The sequence below is a fragment of the Pseudomonas sp. NPDC087814 genome (assembly GCF_044742865.1).
Classification (GTDB): domain Bacteria; phylum Pseudomonadota; class Gammaproteobacteria; order Pseudomonadales; family Pseudomonadaceae; genus Aquipseudomonas.
The window spans coordinates 1-17,410 of sequence record NZ_JBIUVK010000076.1; the positions used below are offsets into that span (position 1 = coordinate 1).

The 17,410-nt window shown below is 62.4% G+C and carries 15 protein-coding genes; 9 read left to right on the forward strand and 6 right to left on the reverse strand.

What is annotated here, in order from left to right:
- Positions 1 to 187: 187 nt before the first annotated feature.
- The 5 genes from urtE to urtA all read right to left on the reverse strand — a co-directional run bounded on the left by urtE (position 188) and on the right by urtA (position 5,136).
- Positions 188 to 877 carry an urea ABC transporter ATP-binding subunit UrtE gene (gene urtE, locus ACIOMR_RS29660; protein ID WP_008430563.1) on the reverse strand — a complete coding sequence of 230 codons (690 nt, stop codon included), beginning with the start codon at positions 875 to 877 and terminating at the stop codon, positions 188 to 190.
- A gap of 10 nt (positions 878 to 887) precedes the next feature.
- On the reverse strand, positions 888 to 1,646 hold the full coding sequence (gene urtD, locus ACIOMR_RS29665; protein WP_003218258.1) for an urea ABC transporter ATP-binding protein UrtD: 759 nt from the start codon (positions 1,644 to 1,646) through the stop codon (positions 888 to 890).
- A complete protein-coding gene (urtC, locus tag ACIOMR_RS29670) occupies positions 1,643 to 2,803 on the reverse strand; it encodes an urea ABC transporter permease subunit UrtC (RefSeq protein WP_102606298.1) in 1,161 nt (386 codons plus the stop codon). Before urtC ends, urtD begins: the two co-directional genes overlap by 4 nt.
- Positions 2,804 to 2,813: 10 nt before the next feature.
- Entirely contained in the window at positions 2,814 to 3,731 is a 918-nt protein-coding gene (urtB, locus tag ACIOMR_RS29675; protein ID WP_003218261.1) for an urea ABC transporter permease subunit UrtB, read from the reverse strand.
- A gap of 196 nt (positions 3,732 to 3,927) precedes the next feature.
- Positions 3,928 to 5,136: an urea ABC transporter substrate-binding protein gene (gene urtA, locus ACIOMR_RS29680; protein ID WP_003218263.1), complete on the reverse strand. Its 1,209-nt coding sequence runs from the start codon at positions 5,134 to 5,136 to the stop codon at positions 3,928 to 3,930.
- 354 nt (positions 5,137 to 5,490) lie between these two features.
- Here urtA and ACIOMR_RS29685 point away from each other — a divergent pair, with 354 nt between their 5' ends.
- Together ACIOMR_RS29685 and ACIOMR_RS29690 are read left to right on the forward strand one after the other, a co-directional pair.
- Positions 5,491 to 8,877, forward strand: coding sequence for an ATP-binding protein (locus tag ACIOMR_RS29685; protein ID WP_087695378.1), 3,387 nt, complete (start codon positions 5,491 to 5,493; stop codon positions 8,875 to 8,877).
- A complete protein-coding gene (locus ACIOMR_RS29690; protein WP_008430557.1) occupies positions 8,852 to 9,550 on the forward strand; it encodes a response regulator in 699 nt (232 codons plus the stop codon). The genes ACIOMR_RS29685 and ACIOMR_RS29690 overlap by 26 nt, the downstream gene beginning before the upstream one ends.
- A gap of 118 nt (positions 9,551 to 9,668) precedes the next feature.
- On the opposite strand, the gene ACIOMR_RS29695 is transcribed toward ACIOMR_RS29690, so the two are convergent.
- On the reverse strand, positions 9,669 to 10,499 hold the full coding sequence (locus ACIOMR_RS29695) for an IclR family transcriptional regulator (protein WP_003218269.1): 831 nt from the start codon (positions 10,497 to 10,499) through the stop codon (positions 9,669 to 9,671).
- Positions 10,500 to 10,740: 241 nt separating this feature from the next.
- Between ACIOMR_RS29695 and ACIOMR_RS29700 the strand changes: the two genes are divergently transcribed.
- Genes ACIOMR_RS29700 through ACIOMR_RS29730 form a run of 7 tightly spaced genes read left to right on the forward strand, consistent with a single transcriptional unit; the run spans position 10,741 to position 17,189 of the window.
- The gene (locus ACIOMR_RS29700) at positions 10,741 to 11,769 is read left to right on the forward strand and encodes an ABC transporter ATP-binding protein (protein ID WP_177029399.1); all 1,029 of its coding nucleotides are present in this window, start codon (positions 10,741 to 10,743) and stop codon (positions 11,767 to 11,769) included.
- Positions 11,766 to 12,611 (forward strand): ABC transporter permease, encoded by an 846-nt coding sequence (locus ACIOMR_RS29705; protein ID WP_003218273.1) that lies wholly within the window; start codon positions 11,766 to 11,768, stop codon positions 12,609 to 12,611. Before ACIOMR_RS29700 ends, ACIOMR_RS29705 begins: the two co-directional genes overlap by 4 nt.
- A 4-nt stretch (positions 12,612 to 12,615) precedes the next feature.
- Entirely contained in the window at positions 12,616 to 13,410 is a 795-nt protein-coding gene (locus ACIOMR_RS29710) for an ABC transporter permease (RefSeq protein ID WP_003218275.1), read from the forward strand.
- Positions 13,410 to 13,700 carry a (2Fe-2S)-binding protein gene (locus ACIOMR_RS29715; protein ID WP_003218277.1) on the forward strand — a complete coding sequence of 97 codons (291 nt, stop codon included), beginning with the start codon at positions 13,410 to 13,412 and terminating at the stop codon, positions 13,698 to 13,700. Before ACIOMR_RS29710 ends, ACIOMR_RS29715 begins: the two co-directional genes overlap by 1 nt.
- Positions 13,697 to 15,040: an NAD(P)/FAD-dependent oxidoreductase gene (locus ACIOMR_RS29720; protein ID WP_008430553.1), complete on the forward strand. Its 1,344-nt coding sequence runs from the start codon at positions 13,697 to 13,699 to the stop codon at positions 15,038 to 15,040. Before ACIOMR_RS29715 ends, ACIOMR_RS29720 begins: the two co-directional genes overlap by 4 nt.
- The gene (locus tag ACIOMR_RS29725) at positions 15,037 to 16,140 is read left to right on the forward strand and encodes an FAD-binding oxidoreductase (RefSeq protein WP_008430551.1); all 1,104 of its coding nucleotides are present in this window, start codon (positions 15,037 to 15,039) and stop codon (positions 16,138 to 16,140) included. Before ACIOMR_RS29720 ends, ACIOMR_RS29725 begins: the two co-directional genes overlap by 4 nt.
- A 17-nt stretch (positions 16,141 to 16,157) precedes the next feature.
- Positions 16,158 to 17,189, forward strand: coding sequence for an ABC transporter substrate-binding protein (locus ACIOMR_RS29730; protein WP_003218283.1), 1,032 nt, complete (start codon positions 16,158 to 16,160; stop codon positions 17,187 to 17,189).
- The last annotated feature ends 221 nt before the right edge of the window (positions 17,190 to 17,410 follow it).

The window sequence follows — 17,410 nt, forward strand, 5'->3', positions numbered from 1 at the left end:
AACGCGGCGCTCTCAGGTTTTTCGCGAGCAAGCCCGCTCCCACAGAAAAGCAGATCTGTTTTCGCTCTGGCTTTTGATCTGGCTTTTAACACTCAGGTCGGCTCTAAGGCCGCCGTGCTCTTGCTTTTGATTTTGATCTGACTGCCCCAATAAGCCCGAGGCCGAACGCAGGTATTGCGCAGCCAGATCAAACCGACAAATACCGACTGATAGTCGCCTCATCCACCCGATCCCGAGTTTCCTCAATCACAAACCTCCCCTTCTCAATCACCAAAAACCGATCAGCAATTTCCAGAGTAAACGACAACACCTGCTCAGAAACAACAATCGTCAAATCTCGCAAATTGCGAATCTCCTTAAGCGTACGAGCAATGTCCTTGATGATCGAAGGCTGAATCCCCTCAGTCGGCTCATCGAGCAACAACACCTTGGGATTCGTCGCCAACGCCCGGGCAATCGCCAACTGCTGTTGCTGCCCCCCAGACAAATTCCCACCCTTGCGCGAACGCATGTCATACAGCACCGGAAACAGCGCATACAAATCCTCAGGCACCCTGCCCCGGGCCGCCGCCGGCAACCCAGTCTGAATATTCTCCAACACACTCATGCTGGGAAAAATCATCCGCCCCTGCGGCACATAGGCAATCCCCCGCTCCACCCGCTCATGGGTTTCAAGCGCAGACACATCATGCCCATCCACACTGACCTGCCCCTGCCACTGCGGCAAAATACCCATCAGGCTCTTGAACAACGTGGTCTTGCCCATCCCGTTGCGCCCCATCACCGCGACGATCTCACGCTTCGCCACATCCAGCTCCAGGTCGTGAAGAATCTGGCTCTGCCCGTACCCACACGACAGTTTGTCGATCTTGAACATGCCCGACTCCTCAGTGGCCCAAATACACTTCAATGACTTTCGGATTGCTCTGCACCGACTCCATGCTGCCCTCGGCCAGCACCTTGCCCTGATGCAAAACCGTGACCTTGTGGGCAATGCTCTTGACGAACTCCATGTCATGCTCGATCACCAACACCGAGCGCCCCTGGCTGATGCGCTTGAGCAACTCGGCCGTTTGCGCCCGCTCGTTGACGCTCATCCCGGCCACCGGCTCGTCGAGCATCAGCAATTCAGGGTCTTGCATCAGCAGCATGCCAATCTCCAGCCACTGCTTTTGCCCGTGAGACAGCAGGTCCGCCTGCTGCTGCAACAAGTCGCCGAGGAAGATTTCCCGCGCCACCTCCTCGACCCGCGCAATCACCTGGGCATTACGCTTGAAAAACAGCGCGCCCCACACCTTGCGCCCGGCCGGATACGACATCTCGAGGTTTTCAAACACCGTGAGGTTTTCGTAGATCGATGGGTTCTGGAACTTGCGCCCTACCCCGGCGCGCACGATGTTGTATTCGCGCATTTTGGTCAGTTCCTGGCCGTCGAACTGGATGCTGCCACTGGTGGCACGGGTCTTGCCGCAGATCAAATCCAGCACCGTGGTTTTGCCGGCGCCGTTGGGCCCGATCACTACCCGCACTTCATTGCGGTCAATATACAGGTTGAGGTTGTCGACAGCCTTGAAGCCATCGAATGACACGGTGAGGCCTTCGATAGCCAACACCGGTTTCTTCATTTCAAAACCAACGGCGGTCATGGCTGTGTCTCCAGGATCTTGGCTTCAGCCTTGGGCTTGATCTTCGCCGGTTCGGCCTTGATCACCGGCTTGCGCCGCAACACCCGGGCCAGGGCCTGGCGACCATGGCTGTCCCACAACCCCGCCAGGCCGTTGGGGAAGTACATGACCACGGCGATAAACAACCCGCCCATCAGGTACAGCCACAGCTCAGGGAAGGATTCGGAAAAGTAGGTCTTGCCATAGTTCACCAGCAACGCGCCATACACCGCGCCCAGCAACGACATGCGCCCGCCCACCGCGGCAAAGATCACCATCTCGATGGACGGCACGATGCCCACGAACGACGGCGACATAAAGCCCACCTGCAAGGCAAACATCGCCCCGCCAATCGCCGAGAACGCCGCCGCCACGCAGAACACGAAAATCTTGAAACTGGCCACGTCATACCCGGAAAACCGTACCCGCTCTTCCTTGTCACGCATGGCCATCAACAGCCGGCCCAGCTTCGAGGCGAGGATGAAACGGCCAATGAAGATGCAGCCGAACAACAGCCCGGCGTTGATGAAATACAGGATCATCTTCGCGCCGTCACCGCGCAGGTCCCAGCCCAGCAGGGTCTTGAGGTCAGTAATGCCATTGACACCACCGGTAAGGCCTTGCTGGCCGACGATCAGCACCGTGAGGATCAGCGCAATCGCCTGGGTGACGATGGAGAAATACACATCGCCCACCCGCCGCTTGAACAGCGCCATGCCAATGATGAACGCCAGCAGCACCGGCACCGCAATCACCGCGAACAGGGTGAAGGTGAAGCTGTGGAACGGCTGCCAGAGCCACGGCAATTCGGTGATCTGGTTCCAGTCCATAAAGTCCGGGATGCCCGGGGTGGACTGGATCTTGGTACTGATCGGGTCGGAGGCCTCAAGCTTCAGGAACATCGCCATGCAGTAGCCGCCGACGCCGAAAAACACGCCTTGTCCGAGGCTGAGAATCCCGCCATAGCCCCAGCACAGCACCAGGCCCACCGCGACGAACGCGTAGGTCAGGTACTTGCCGACCATGTTCAGCCGGAAGGCGTCCAGGGTCAGCGGGAACACCACGAGGATCAACAGCGCCAACAGCACGATGCCGATCAGGTTTTGCTGGCCGCCCAGCAGTTTGTCTAGAGCCTTCATCGGTTCGCCTCTACTTGCGCACTTTGATGGAGAACAACCCTTGCGGGCGCAGCATCAGGATCAGGATCACCGATGACAGCGTCAGCACCTTGGCCATCGAGCCACTGAGGAAAAACTCCGACAGCGATTGGGTCTGGGCAATCACGAACGCCGAGGCAATGGTGCCGAATAGGCTTTGCGCGCCGCCGAATACGACGACCAGGAAGGTGTCGACGATGTACTGCGAACCGGCAGTCGGCCCGGTGGAGCCGATGGTGGTGAACGCCGCACCGGCCACGCCCGCCACGCCGCAGCCGAGGGCGAAGGTCATGCGGTCGACCTTGCGCGTGTTGATGCCCACCGCCCGGCTCATCAAGCGGTTCTGCACGGTGGCGCGCACCTGCAAGCCCCAGCGCGAACGGTAGAGCATGACGAAGATCGCCCCGGTCAGCAGCACGGTCAGGCCCATCATGAACAGGCCGTTGCGCGGGATCTCGATGGCGTCGCTGAGGTTCACCGAACCCATCAGCCAGGCCGGCGGTTCGGCACTCACTTCACGGGCGCCGAACACCGAGCGGAAGGTTTGCTGCATCACCAGGGACAAACCCCAGGTGGCGAGCAAAGTGTCCAGGGGCCGCTTGTACAAGCGGCTGATCATCGCCCATTCCACCAGCCAGCCCACGGCGCCGGCGACGAGGAATGAGAGGGCAATGGCAACGAAAAAGTAGTACGGCTGAAAGCCTGGCGCGAAATGCGCGGTAAGGCTGGAACAGACGTAGGTGGTGTAGGCGCCAATGGTCAGGAACTCACCGTGGGCCATGTTGATCACGCCCATCTGGCCGAAGATGATTGCCAGTCCCAATGCCATCAGCAACAGCACGCAGAACACGGACAAGCCGTTGAACCCCTGCATCGCCGCGATGGCTCCAAATTCCGATAGCCATTCCATGATGATGGTCTCCTGAGCGGGAGGTTGAAATGCAATCTGCTTCTGCTTTATGTGGGAGCTGGCTTGTGTGGGAGCGGGCTTGCTCGCGAATACGGTGTGTCAGTACCGGATGCACTCACTGATTCACCGCTTTCGCGAGCAAGCCCGCTCCCACACAAAACCAGTTCCCACATTCAGATCAGCGCCAGACCCGAGGTTATTGATAGCCTTTCGGAAACGGATTCGGCTCGATCAGATCCGACTCGTAGATCACCTTGAACTGCCCGTTTGGCTGCACTTCACCAATGCGCGACTTGCTCCACAGGTGATGGTTTTCGTGGATCTTCACGTAGCCTTCCGGCGCGTTTTTCAGCTCGATGCCAGGCGATGCGGCGACGACTTTATCCACGTCGAAACTGCCGGCCTTCTCCACCGCCGCTTTCCACAACCATGGGCCGAGGTAGGCCGCCTGGGTCACATCACCGATCACTGCATCCTTGCCGTACTTGGCCTTGAACGCTTCCACGAAGGCTTTGTTGTTCGGGTTGTCGAGGCTCTGGAAGTACTTCATCGAGGCATAGAAGCCAGCCATGTTTTCGCCGCCGATGCCCAGCAGTTCGTCTTCGGTCACCGACAGGGTCAACAGGGTTTGCTTGGACGCGTTCACGCCCGCTGCGTTGAGCTGTTTGTAGAAGGCCACGTTGGAGCCGCCCACCACGGCCGCAAACACCACGTCAGGCTTTTTCAGCTTGACCTTGTTGATCAGCGAACCGAACTGGGTGTTGCCCAGCGGGTAGTAGTCTTCGCCGACCACGGTGCCGTGCAGCACGTTTTCAATGTGCTTGCGCGCGATCTTCATCGAGGTGCGCGGCCAGATGTAGTCCGAGCCCACCAGATAGAAGGTTTTGGCGCCCTTGGTCTTGGCGATCCAGTCGAGGCTGGCAAGGATTTGCTGGGTCGCTTCCTGGCCGGTGTAGATCACGTTTTTCGACTGTTCCAGGCCTTCATAGAAGGTCGGGTAGTAGAGCAGGCCGTTTTCTTTCTCGAAGATCGGCAATACGGCTTTACGTGAAGCGGAGGTCCAGCAGCCGAACACTGCGGCCACCTTGTCGTTCACCAGCAGTTTCTTGGCCTTTTCGGCGAAGGTCGGCCAGTCGGACGCGCCGTCTTCCTGGATCACCTTGATCTGCCGCCCGAGGATCCCGCCCGAGGCGTTGATCTGCTCGATGGCCAGGCGTTCGGCCTGGATCGAACCGGTTTCGGAAATCGCCATGGTGCCGGTGGCCGAGTGCAACTGGCCGACGGTGACTTCGGTAGGCGTCACCGCCAGGCCTTCGTTGTCGGCCATGACGCCATGGCTGAACAGACTCGCCGCCAGCAGTGATAAGGCCAACAACGGTTTGGAGCGGATCAATCGTGATTCCATGGGGCGACTCCTCTGCAATGAGGGGTTCAGCATGGCGGCAGGTGGCCACGGCGGGTATACGCAGCCTGACGTAACGGGGTACGTCATTTGACGTATGCCGTTGCGCACCATTTTCGAGCAGGATCCCGCCCGCCTTGGGAAAGGAAACCCCTGTGGCGAGGGAGCTTGCTCCCGTTGGGCTGCGCAGCGGCCCCAAAACCGGCGACCCGGTTCTGCCTGGAAAAATGAAGTGGTCTTGCTGGGCCTGCTTCGCAGTCCAACGGGAGCAAGCTCCCTCGCCACGAAGAGCGCACCCCGCAGGACTGGGGCACGAATATTGCTGCCATCTCCCCATCCTTGCAGGAGTTCCCCACCGTGCACCCCCTCCCCGGCACCCAGCGCATCGTCAAGATCCGCCGCGACTACAACTCCTGGGTCGCCGACGAGACCATGGAAGACTACGCCCTGCGCTACACCCCGAAGTCCTTCCGCAAATGGTCGGAACTGCGCATCGCCAACACCGCCTTGGGCGCGGTGTCGTTCCTGGCGCTGGAGGCCATCGGCGGCGTATTGGCCTTGAGCTACGGCTTTACCAACACCTTCTGGGCGATCCTCGCCATCAGCCTGGTGATCTTTCTCACCGGCCTGCCCATCAGCTACTACGCCGCCCGCTATGGCGTAGACATGGACCTGCTGACCCGCGGCGCGGGCTTCGGTTACATCGGCTCCACCATCACCTCGCTGATCTACGCCAGTTTCACCTTCCTGTTCTTCGCCCTGGAAGCGGCGATCATGGCCCTTGCCCTGGAGTTGTATTTCCATATCCCGCTGGCCATCGCCTATGTCATCTGTTCACTGCTGGTGATCCCGCTGGTGGCCTACGGCGTAACGCTGATCAGCCGCCTGCAACTGTGGACGCAACCGTTGTGGCTGGTGCTGCTGGTGCTGCCCTATGGCTTCGTGTTGTGGAAGAACCCCGAGGCCTTCAGCGACTGGACCAGCTTTGTCGGCCGCAGCAGCGACGGTGGCGACTTCAATCTGCTGTCGTTCTGCGCCGCCTGCACCGTGGCGCTGTCGCTGGTCACGCAGATCGGCGAACAGGTGGACTACCTGCGCTTCCTTCCGGAAAAAACCAGCGCCAACCGCAAGCGCTGGTGGGCCGCGCTGTTATGCGCCGGGCCCGGCTGGATCGTGCCGGGGGCGTTGAAAATGTTCGCCGGGGCGTTCCTGGCGTTCCTCGCCCTGCAACATGAAATCCCCATGGAGCGCGCCGCCGAGCCAACCCAGATGTACCTCGTCGCGTTCGGCTATGTGTTCTCCTCTCCCGAATGGGCGCTGGGGGCGATGGTGCTGTTCGTGTTCATCTCGCAGATGAAGATCAACCTGACCAACGCCTACGCCGGCTCCCTGGCCTGGTCGAACTTCTTTGCCCGCGTGACCCACAGCCACCCCGGCCGCGTGGTGTGGCTGGTGTTCAACGTCGCCATTGCGCTGATGCTGATGGAGCTCGGCGTGTTCGATGTGATCGAGCAGGTGCTGGGGCTCTACGCGAATATCGCGATTGCCTGGATCGGCACGCTGGTAGCGGACCTGGTAATCAACAAGCCCCTGGGCCTGTCGCCCAAACACATCGAATTCAAGCGTGCGCACCTCTACGACATCAACCCGGTGGGCGTCGGCTCGATGCTGATTGCCTCGCTGCTGTCGATCCTCGCCCACTTCGGCCTGTTCGGCGCCCTGGCGCAGGCTGCGCCACCGTTTGTCGCGCTGGGTACCGCGTTAATCATGGCGCCGCTATTGGCGTGGCTGACCAAGGGCCGCTACTACATTGCGCGCAGCAGCGAGGCGCAATTGATTCACCCGCAACCCGGCACCGGCCTGGTGATCTGCGGGCTGTGCAGCAACCCGTTCGAGACCGCCGACATGGCGTTCTGCCCGGCCTACAGCACGCCGATCTGCTCGCTCTGTTGCTCACTGGATGCGCGTTGCGGCGACCGTTGCAAACCCCACGCGCGCCTGGCCAGCCAGTTCGAAGGGGTGCTGCGCTGGTTGCTGCCGACCACGCTGGTACCGCGCCTGCATACGCGGCTGGCGCATTACCTCGGATTGTTGATGGCGCTGGTACTGATGCTCGCCGGGGCCCTGGCGCTGATCTACATGCAGGCGGCCCAGGGTTTGCCCCATTCGCAAACCTTGTACCAGGCGTTTTTCAAGGCGTTCCTCACGCTCTCGGTGCTGGCCGCCGTACTCGCCTGGTGGGTAGTACTCACCCGCGAAAGCCGGCGGGTGGCCCAGGAAGAATCCGACCGGCAAACCTCGCTGCTGATGCAGGAGATCGCCGCCCACAGCCTCACCGACCAGGCCCTGCAACAGGCCAAGGAAGCCTCGGAAGCAGCGAACGCGGCCAAGAGTCGCTACGTCACCGGGCTGTCCCACGAGCTGCGCACGCCGCTCAACAGCATCCTCGGCTTCACCCAGATTCTGCAGCGCGACAGTGCCATGCCCGAACAGCATCAGGATGCCCTGGCGACCATCCTGCGCAGCGGCTCGCACCTGCTGTCGCTGATCGACGGCCTGCTGGACGTGGCGAAGATCGAGGCCGGCAAGCTGCGCCTGGAGCTCACCGAAATCCCCTTCCCGGAACTGATCCACGACCTGGAGCAGATGTTCACCCCCCAGGCCGAAGACAAGGGCCTGCGCTTTCGCCTGGACTGCGTGGGCAAGATCCCCGCCGTAGTGCGCGGCGATGAAAAACGCGTGCGGCAGATCCTGATCAACCTGCTGGGCAACGCGATCAACTTTACCGACAGCGGCGAGGTGCGCCTGCGGGTCAGCTACATGCGCGAGACCGCCAACTTCGAAATCATCGACACCGGCATCGGGATTGACCCCGAACAGATCGAGCGGATTTTCCAGCCGTTCGAACGCGGCGACCTGATGCGCCAGGACAAGGGCGTGGGTCTGGGCCTGACCATCACACGCATGCTGACCTCGCTGATGGGCGGCGAATTGCGGGTGGTCAGCGAGCTGGACAAGGGCACCTGCTTCCAGGTACGGCTGTTCCTGTCCCAGGTCCGCGTGCCGCAAGCCGTGGTGCATGTGGAGCACGACATCATCGGCTACCACGGCGAACGACGGCGCATCCTGGTGGTGGATGACCACGTGGACCATCGCAAGGTGCTCAGCGGCATGCTCACGCCCCTGGGCTTCGAGGTGTCCCAGGCCAGCAACGGCCAGGAGGCGATCCGCCAGGTGGCGCTGCTGTCGCCGGACCTGATCCTGATGGACCTGTCGATGCCGACCATGGACGGCTGGGCCACCAGCCGGATGATCCGGCGTAATGCGCTGTCTGCCGCGCCGATTATCATCATCTCCGCCAACGCCTTCACTGACGACCGCGAACGCAGCATCGCCGGCGCCTGCAACGACTACCTGGCCAAGCCGGTGCGTACCCCTGAACTGCTCGGACGCCTGCAACTGCACCTGGACTTGCAATGGCTGCGCCGTCGCACACCGCTCGCCGCGCCGGTCGCGACCCAAGGCGCGCTACCCAGCGCAGAAGAACTCGCGGTGCTCGCCGAACTGAGCGCCATTGGCTATGTGCGTGGTTTGCATGAAAAGCTCGACGCCATCGTGCTGGACAGCCCAGGTACCGCACCGTTCATCAACAAGCTCCGGGCCTTGCTGAAAAGCTTTCGCCTGGAAGAACTCAACCGCATCCTGAAGGAGGCCGAAGATGAATGCCTTGACCCACAGCGCTGAGCCCGGCGTGGTGCTGATTGTCGACGACACCCCGGACAACCTGGCCATGCTCTCCGACGCCCTGGACGACGCCGGCTACATGGTGCTGGTGGCGCTGGACGGCCTCAGCGCGCTGAACCGCGTGCAACGCCGGCGCCCGGATTTGATCCTGCTGGACGCGGTGATGCCCGGGCTGGACGGCTTTGAAACCTGCCGCCGGCTCAAGGCACAACCGGCCAGCGCGGATATTCCGGTGGTGTTCATGACTGGGCTGACCGACAGCAAGCATGTGGTGCAGGGGTTCGAGGTGGGCGGCAGCGATTACGTGACCAAGCCGATCCAGACCGATGAAGTGCTGGCGCGGGTGGCGGCGCATTTGCGTACGTCGCGGATTTTGCTGTCGGCGCGTGCGGCGACACAGCCGAGCGTGATCACCCTGGAGGATGAGCCGGCGCACAAGCTATTGTCGGCGCGGTTTCAGTTGACGGAGCGGGAGGTGGAAGTGCTGCGTTGGGTGGCGTGTGGCAAGACCAATCGGGATATTGGCGACATTCTTGGGTTGAGTCCGAGGACGGTGAACAAGCATCTGGAGCATGTGTATGTGAAGCTGGGAGTGGAGACGCGCACGGCGGCGACTTCGGTGGCGATGGCGGCGATGAGTCCAACCCGGATCCCACAGATGGCCACGGTCTAAAATGTGGGAGCGGGCTTGCTCGCGAATGCGGTGTGTCAGTCACCAAATTTTTTACTGATACACCGCATTCGCGAGCAAGCCCGCTCCCACATTTGATCTGTGTCGTTACTGGTATTACCTACCCACCGAAGATCTGCGAAGGCCGGCGCAACGTCGGATCAAACGGGTTGATCTTCGGCCCGATCGCCGCCGCCTCGCGCTTCAACAACTCCACCACCGTCGGCAACCGCCCCGGCCCCAGGCGGTCGCTGATGGTCGCCACACTCAACGCCGCCACCGCATGCCCATTGCGATCCAGGATCGGCACCGCCAACCCGGCCATGCCTTCCAGCACCCCGGTGTTTCGCGCCGCATACCCCAACCGCCGCACACTCTCCACCTCCGAACGCAAAAACACCTCGTCGTACAGGTGAAAATCCTTGAGCCGCGGCAAGTTGTAGCGGATCACCGTCTCGCGCTCTTCCTCCGGCAAAAACGCCAAAATCGCCAGGCTACCCTGCCCCACGCCCAGCGCCACGCGGCCGCCGATATCACCGGTAAAGGTACGGATCGGATACGGCCCTTCACTGCGGTCCAGGCAGATCGCATCAAACCCGCTGCGCGCCAGCAGGAACAATGAATCCCCCAACGACGCACTGAGGCGCAACATGCTCGGCCGCACCAGGTCCCGCAGGTTGCCGGTGTTGCCCGCATTCGCCGCCAGTGCGAAGAACTCCAGGCTCAGCCGATAGCGCTTGCTGCGCGCATCCTGCTCCACCATGCCCTCGTCCATCAGGCTGCGCAGCAGTCGGTGGGTGGTGGGTTGCGACAGCCCCACCTGCTGCGCCAGTTGCGTCACCCGTTCACCACCGTCCGGCGCCGCGCCGAGGATGCGCAGTAATGCAAACAACCGGGAGACGCCACCGGCGCCGACTTCCTTGACACTTTCATTCCGCTCAGTGGAATCCATAAGCCGATATCTCACACTAAATTCTGGTCAGTGAATGAAACTGAAAAAAGTACTCTATCCAGTGAAATTCTATCTTCCGCCATCCTAGTCTTTCGCCCTAATCTGCGTCCACAGGGGCGAAATGAACAACTAACGGCAGCCGACTCAAGATCGAGCGCCAACGCACCCGCAACACCCTTTTCGCATCTGCCCAAAACAAAAAAGCGCGTTTCGACGCGACTCAAAAAGGTGGAACGCAGACATGGCTTTTCTCCAACTCAACGCCTTGAGCAAACGCTACGGCGCCGTCGACGCGGTGGTCGCCACTGATCTTGCGGTGGAAAAAGGCGAATTCGTGTCCCTGCTCGGCCCCTCGGGCTGCGGCAAGACCACCACCTTGCAAATGATCGCCGGCTTCGTCGACGTCACCGGTGGCCAGATCGTCCTCGACGGTCGCGACATCACCCACGCCAAACCCGCCAGCCGCGGCCTGGGCGTGGTGTTCCAGAGCTACGCGCTGTTCCCCCACATGAGCGTGCGCGACAACGTCGCCTTCGGCCTGAAGATGCGCAAGGTGCCTGCCACTGAGATCGCAAGCAGAGTCAAGACCGTGCTGGAACTGGTGCGCCTGGCACCCCACGCCGAGCGCTACCCGCGGGAACTGTCCGGCGGCCAGCGCCAGCGCGTGGCTCTGGCCCGCGCCCTGGTGATCGAGCCGCCAGTGTTGCTGCTGGACGAGCCCCTCTCCAACCTCGACGCCAACCTGCGCGAAGAGATGCAGTTCGAGATCCGTCGCATCCAGTGTGAAGTCGGGATCACCACCCTGATGGTCACCCACGACCAGGCCGAGGCGCTGTCCATCAGCGACCGGGTAGTAGTGATGCAGGCCGGGCGCGTGACGCAGATCGACGCGCCGTACAAACTCTATGAACACCCGCGCACACGCTTCATCTCGGATTTTGTCGGCAAGGCCAACCTGCTGGCGGGCGACTTCGATCAACTCGGCGCGCCGCAAGTGCGCTTCGAGCCCGGCAACGGCCAACTGACCCTGAGCCTGCGCCCGGAAAAGATCGACCTGGTGGCCGCCGGCAACGGCCGGCTGCAAGGCAGGATCCTCGACAGCTACTTCTTCGGCAGCCAATGGCTGTATCGCATCAAGACCCAGATCGGCGAGCTGACCGTGGTCCGCCGCAATGACGGCAGCGCGCCATTGGCTTGCGGCGCTGCAGTGGGCCTGGACTGGGAGTCGAACCTGTTGCGGGTGCTGGCCGCGGATGAGGTGCGCGCATGAGCCGTGGCTACCTGTTGTCGTTGCCGGCGCTGGTGTTGTTTTTCGGGCTGCTGATCCTGCCCCTGGGCCTGACACTGGTGCTGTCGTTCAACGTGTTCGACTATCAGGTGGGGGTGAAGGCCGATGAGTGGACCTTCGCCCACTACCTGTCGCTGTTCAGCGATTCGTACTTCTACGAAATCTTCTGGCGCACCTTCTGGATCAGTGCCCTGGTGACCTTGCTCTGCGTGGTGATCGGCGTGCCCGAGGCCTACATCCTCAGCCGCATGGGCACGCCATGGCGCTCGATCTTCCTGATCCTGATCCTCACCCCGCTACTGATTTCGGTGGTGGTGCGGGCCTTCGGCTGGAGCCTGCTGCTGGGTGCCGATGGCCTGGTGAACCAGGTGATCCAGGCCCTGGGCGGCAAGCCGGTGAAGCTGCTGTACACCTCGTTCGCCGTGATCATCGCACTGGTGCACGTGATGCTGCCGTTCATGATCATCCCGGTGTGGACCTCCCTGCAGAAGCTCGACCCGTCGGCGGAACAGGCGGCGCTGTCCCTGGGTGCCAGCCAGGCCACGGTGATGCGCAAGATCGTGTTGCCGCAGGTGATGCCCGGCGTGCTGTCCGGCACCCTGATCGTGTTCGGCCTGGCTGCCAGCTCCTTCGCGATCCCCGGCCTGCTGGGCGGACGCCGCCTGAAGATGGTCGCCACGGTGGTCTACGACCAATACCTCTCGGAACTCAACTGGCCCATGGGCGCGACCATCGCGGTGGTGCTGCTGTTGGTCAACTTGCTGATCATGCTGAGCTGGAACCGCATGGTCGAAGGCCGCTACAAAAAGTCCCTGGGAGTATAAGACGATGTCCAGAAACGGTCCTTTGGCCCTGGGCTTTCACGGCCTGGTGGTGCTGTTCATGATGGCGCCGCTGGTGGTGGTGTGCCTCGTCGCCTTCACCCCGGAAAACACCTTGAGCCTGCCCACCTCGGGCTTCTCCCTGCGCTGGTTTCATGCGGTGTTCGAGCGCGCGGACTTTATCCAGGCGTTCTACAACAGCCTGGTCCTGGCGTTCGTTGCCGCCACCCTGGCGACGTTGATCGCGGTGCCGGCGGCGCTGGCAATCAGTCGCTACCAGTTCCCCGGCCGTAACTTCTTCAGTGCGCTGTTCCTCTCGCCGATCATCATCCCGCACCTGGTGCTGGGGGTGGCGATGCTGCGGCTGTTCGCAATGATGGGCGTCAACGGCAGCTTCACCTGGTTGATGCTGGCCCACGTGGTGATCATCACGCCTTACGTATTGCGCCTGGTATTGGCGGCCGCCATCGGCATTGACCGCAGCGCCGAGCAGGCTGCCGAATCCCTCGGCGCCAGCCGCTTCACCCTGTTTCGCCAGATCACCTTGCCGATGATTCTGCCCGGCGTGGCCGGCGGCTGGTTGCTGGCGTTCATCAACAGTTTCGATGAAGTGACCCTGTCGATCTTTGTCAGCTCGCCGGCCACCCAGACCTTGCCGGTGCGCATGTACGTGTACGCCACCGAATCCATCGACCCGATGATGGCGGCCGTGTCGGCGCTGGTGATCGGGTTGACGGCGGCGGCCATGATTCTGCTGGACCGGGTCTACGGCCTGGATCGCGTGTTGGTAGGGAAACATTGATGGCACTGTTCAAACGACTGGCCGAGACCGAGCGGCCCAGCCTGGCGTTCACCCTCGATGGGCAGCCTGCCACGGGCCTGCTCGGGGACACCTTGCTGACTGCCGTACTGACCTGCGCCGAGCACCTGCGGGGCAGTGATTTCAGCGCCGAACGCCGCGCCGGTTTCTGCCTGATGGGAGCTTGCCAGGATTGCTGGGTACGCCTGGAAGATGGTCGGCGAGTGCGCGCCTGTTCGACCTTGCTGGAAGACGGCCAGGCGATTCGCCGTGACCCGGGGCGCCAGGCATGAAGAGCGTGGTGATAGTGGGCGCAGGCCCGGCGGGCATTACCGCAGCCCGGACCTTGCTGGACCATGGCGTAACCCCGGTGTTGGTGGACGAGAGCCTGCGCGGTGGCGGCCAGATCTATCGGCGCCAGCCGGCGAACTTCCAGCGCTCGGCCAAGCAGCTGTATGGGTTTGAAGCGGGCAAGGCGACAGCGCTGCATCGCACCATGGATGAGCTGGCCACCCGGATCGACTACCGGCCGGAAACCCTGGTGTGGAATGCGGAAAATGGCCGCCTGGACATGCTCAACAACGGCCACGCCGAAAGCATCGAATACACGCAGATCATCGTCGCCACGGGCGCCACCGACCGCATCCTGCCCGTGCCGGGCTGGACGCTGCCCGGTGTGTACAGCCTGGGCGCGGCGCAAATCGCGCTGAAGTATCAAGGCTGCGCCATCGGTGAGCGCGTCGCGTTTTGCGGCAGCGGGCCGTTGCTGTACCTGGTGGCGTATCAGTACGCCAAGGCCGGGGCCAAGGTGGTGGCGGTGCTCGACAGCGCGCCGTTCAGCGCCCAATGCCGCGCCCTGCCGGCATTGCTCGGCCAGCCGGCGACCCTGGCCAAGGGTTTGTACTACCGCGCCTGGCTAACGGCCCACGGCATCCCGGTGCATCAAGGGGCAACGTTGTCGCACATCAACGGCGAGCAACGAGTGACGGGCATCCACTGGGACCAGCAGGAAATCGCCTGTGATGCCGTGGCCTTCGCCCATGCCCTGCGCAGCGAGACCCAACTGGCGGATTTACTTGGGTGTGAATTTGCCTGGAATGCATTGAACCGCGCCTGGTTGCCGCAGCAAGATGCGGCCGGGCGTAGCAGTGTCGCGGGGGTGTATCTGGCTGGCGACGGTGCAGGAATCATGGGCGCCGATGCGGCGCAAATGGCCGGCGAGCGAGCGGCATTGGCCTTGCTCGAAGACAGCGGTGTTGCCATCGACCACCGTCGCGGGCCCGTGCTGGAACAACAACTGGCAGGTATCCAGCGCTTTCGCCACGGCCTGGAAACCGCCTTCCCCTTCCCGGAAAACTGGGCCGCTGAAGCTCCGGACGAACTGATCCTGTGCCGCTGTGAAGAAGTCAGCGTCGGCGAAGTACGCGCGGTGGTGGACGAAGGCCACTGGGAAGTGAACCGGGTCAAGGCCCATTGCCGGGTTGGCATGGGCCGCTGCCAGGGCCGGATGTGCGGGCTGGCGGCGGCGGAAATCGTTGCCCAGCGCAGTGGCCGCGAGATTGAAAACGTTGGCCGCCTGCGTGGCCAGGCACCGATCAAACCCTTGCCGTTTGGCGTGGAGGTGCAGCCATGATCGACAGTGAAGTGATCGTGTTGGGTGGCGGGATTGTCGGGGCCTCGGCGGCTTTGATGCTGGCGCAGAAAGGTCGCCGCGTGGTGCTGCTGGAGCGGGACTTTTGTGGCTCGCACTCCAGCGGTGTGAACTATGGCGGCGTGCGGCGCCAGGGGCGGCCATTGCACCAACTGCCGCTATCGCAGCGTGCCCATGAGCTATGGTCCGACTTGCCGGGGCTGATTGGCATCGACGGGGAATACGTGCGCTCCGGGCATTTGAAACTGGCCCGCAGTCATGACGATCTGGCGGCTCTGCAGGCTTACGCCGACGCTACACGTGGCTTTGGCCTGGGCCTGCAAATGCTCGACCACGCTCAACTGCGCGCCCGGTTCCCGTGGGTGGGTGATGTGGCAGTCGGCGCGTCGTTATGCCCCGAAGACGGCCACGCCAATCCGCGCCTGGTCTCCCCCGCCTTTGCCCGCGCAGCGCAACGGCACGGTGCGAGGGTGATGGAGCAAACCGAAGTCACCCATCTTGAACATGACGGCCAGCGGTTTCAGTTGCGCTGTGCCAATGGGCTGCAGCTGCAAGCCCCCTGGCTGCTGAACTGCGCCGGCGCCTGGGCCGGCACCGTGGCCGCGCACTTTGGCGAGCCGGTGCCGATGACCTCGGCGCACCCGGCGATGCTGGTGACCGAGCCGTTGCCGGTGGTGATGGACGTGAGCACCGGGGTGGAAGGCGGCGGGATTTATGCGCGGCAAGTCGCCCGGGGCAATTGCATCCTCGGTGGCGGGCGCGGCTTTGCCCTGGGCCCGCAACAAGCCCGCCCGGGCCAGGCGGCGGTGCTGGAGATTCTGCGCAATGCCGGCGAGTTGTACCCGTTCCTCAAGGGTGCCCAGGCGATCCGTACCTGGAGCGGCACCGAAGGTTATCTGCCCGACCACGAACCGGTGATCGGCGACAGCAGCACCCAACCCGGCCTGCTCCACGGTTTCGGCTTTGCCGGCGCCGGGTTCCAGCTCGGCCCTGCGGTCGGTGAAGCCCTGGCAGAGATCGTCTGCACGGGGGCCAGCCGGCAGCCCATCGAAGCATTTTCCATCCGTCGTTTCCAAGCCTGAGAGGAAGATTCATGCACATGATCAAACGTACTGCGCTGTCTTGCCTGTCCCTCGCCCTGTTGAGCACGGCGGCCCACGCCGCACCGACGCTGTACCTGGGCATGAACGGCGGCACCATGGAGCGGGTCTACGCCGACAAGGTGCTGCCCGCGTTCGAAAAGGCCAACAACGTCAAGGTGGTGATCGTGCCGGGCACCTCGTCGGACATCCTGGCCAAGGTGCAGGCCAACAAGGACAACCCGCAGATGCACGTGATGTTCCTCGACGACGGCATCATGTACCGCGCGATTTCCATGGGGTTGTGCGAGAAGCTCACGCCCAACCCGACCCTGGACCAGATTCCGGCCAAGGCGAAGATCAAGGAAGAAGCGGTTGCGGTGACGCTCGGGGTGACCGGGTTGGGTTACAACGCCAAGATGTTCAAGGAAAAGGGCTGGGCGCCGCCGACGTCGTGGATGGACCTGGCCGACCCGCGCTTCAAGGACAAGGTGGTGTTCCAGTCGTTGGCCTCGTCCACATTTGGGTTGCACGGGTTCCTCATGTTCAACCGGATTCAGGGGGGTAGCGAGACCAACGTGGAGCCGGGGTTCAAGGCCTGGCCGAAAACCGTCGGGCCCAACGTGCTGGAGTACATCGCCAGCTCGGCGAAGATTTCCGAGATGGTGCAGACGGATGAGGCGGCGATCTTTCCGCTGACGCCGACGCAGGTGACCACGCAACAGTTGTTGGGTGTGCCGATGGAGTATGCGCAGCCGAAAGAAGGCGCGGTGGTGTTGAACGTGGCGGAGTGTGTGATTGCGCGGAATGACCAGCCGGAGTTGGCGCAAAAACTGGCGCAGTTCTTGTTGACCGCAGAGGCTCAGGCGCCGGCTTTGGAACTGGGGGATCAGATTCCTTCGAATCCTACGACGCCGACTACCGACAAAACCCGGGCGCGGGTGGAGGCGATGAACAGTTATTTGCAGACGGCGATTTCGATTGATTGGGATCAGGTGAACCAGGCGCGGCCCGAGTGGAATGCGCGGTGGAGTCGGTCGATTGAGCGGTAGGCTTTGGGGGTGAATATCCGTTATTTGGGTGATGGCTTAAATGGGTTCCGCTCTTACAGCGGGTCACTTTTGAAAGGAGCCCAAAAGTAACCAAAAGGCTCTTGCCCCACCACTCGGCACCTCGCCTAGGCTCGGTGTGCCCTCACTCCGGCTTTGGACCGTGGGCCGCCGCGATGGGCCATCCTTGGCCCAGCGCGGCTAACCCGGCGTCCTGCCGGGTT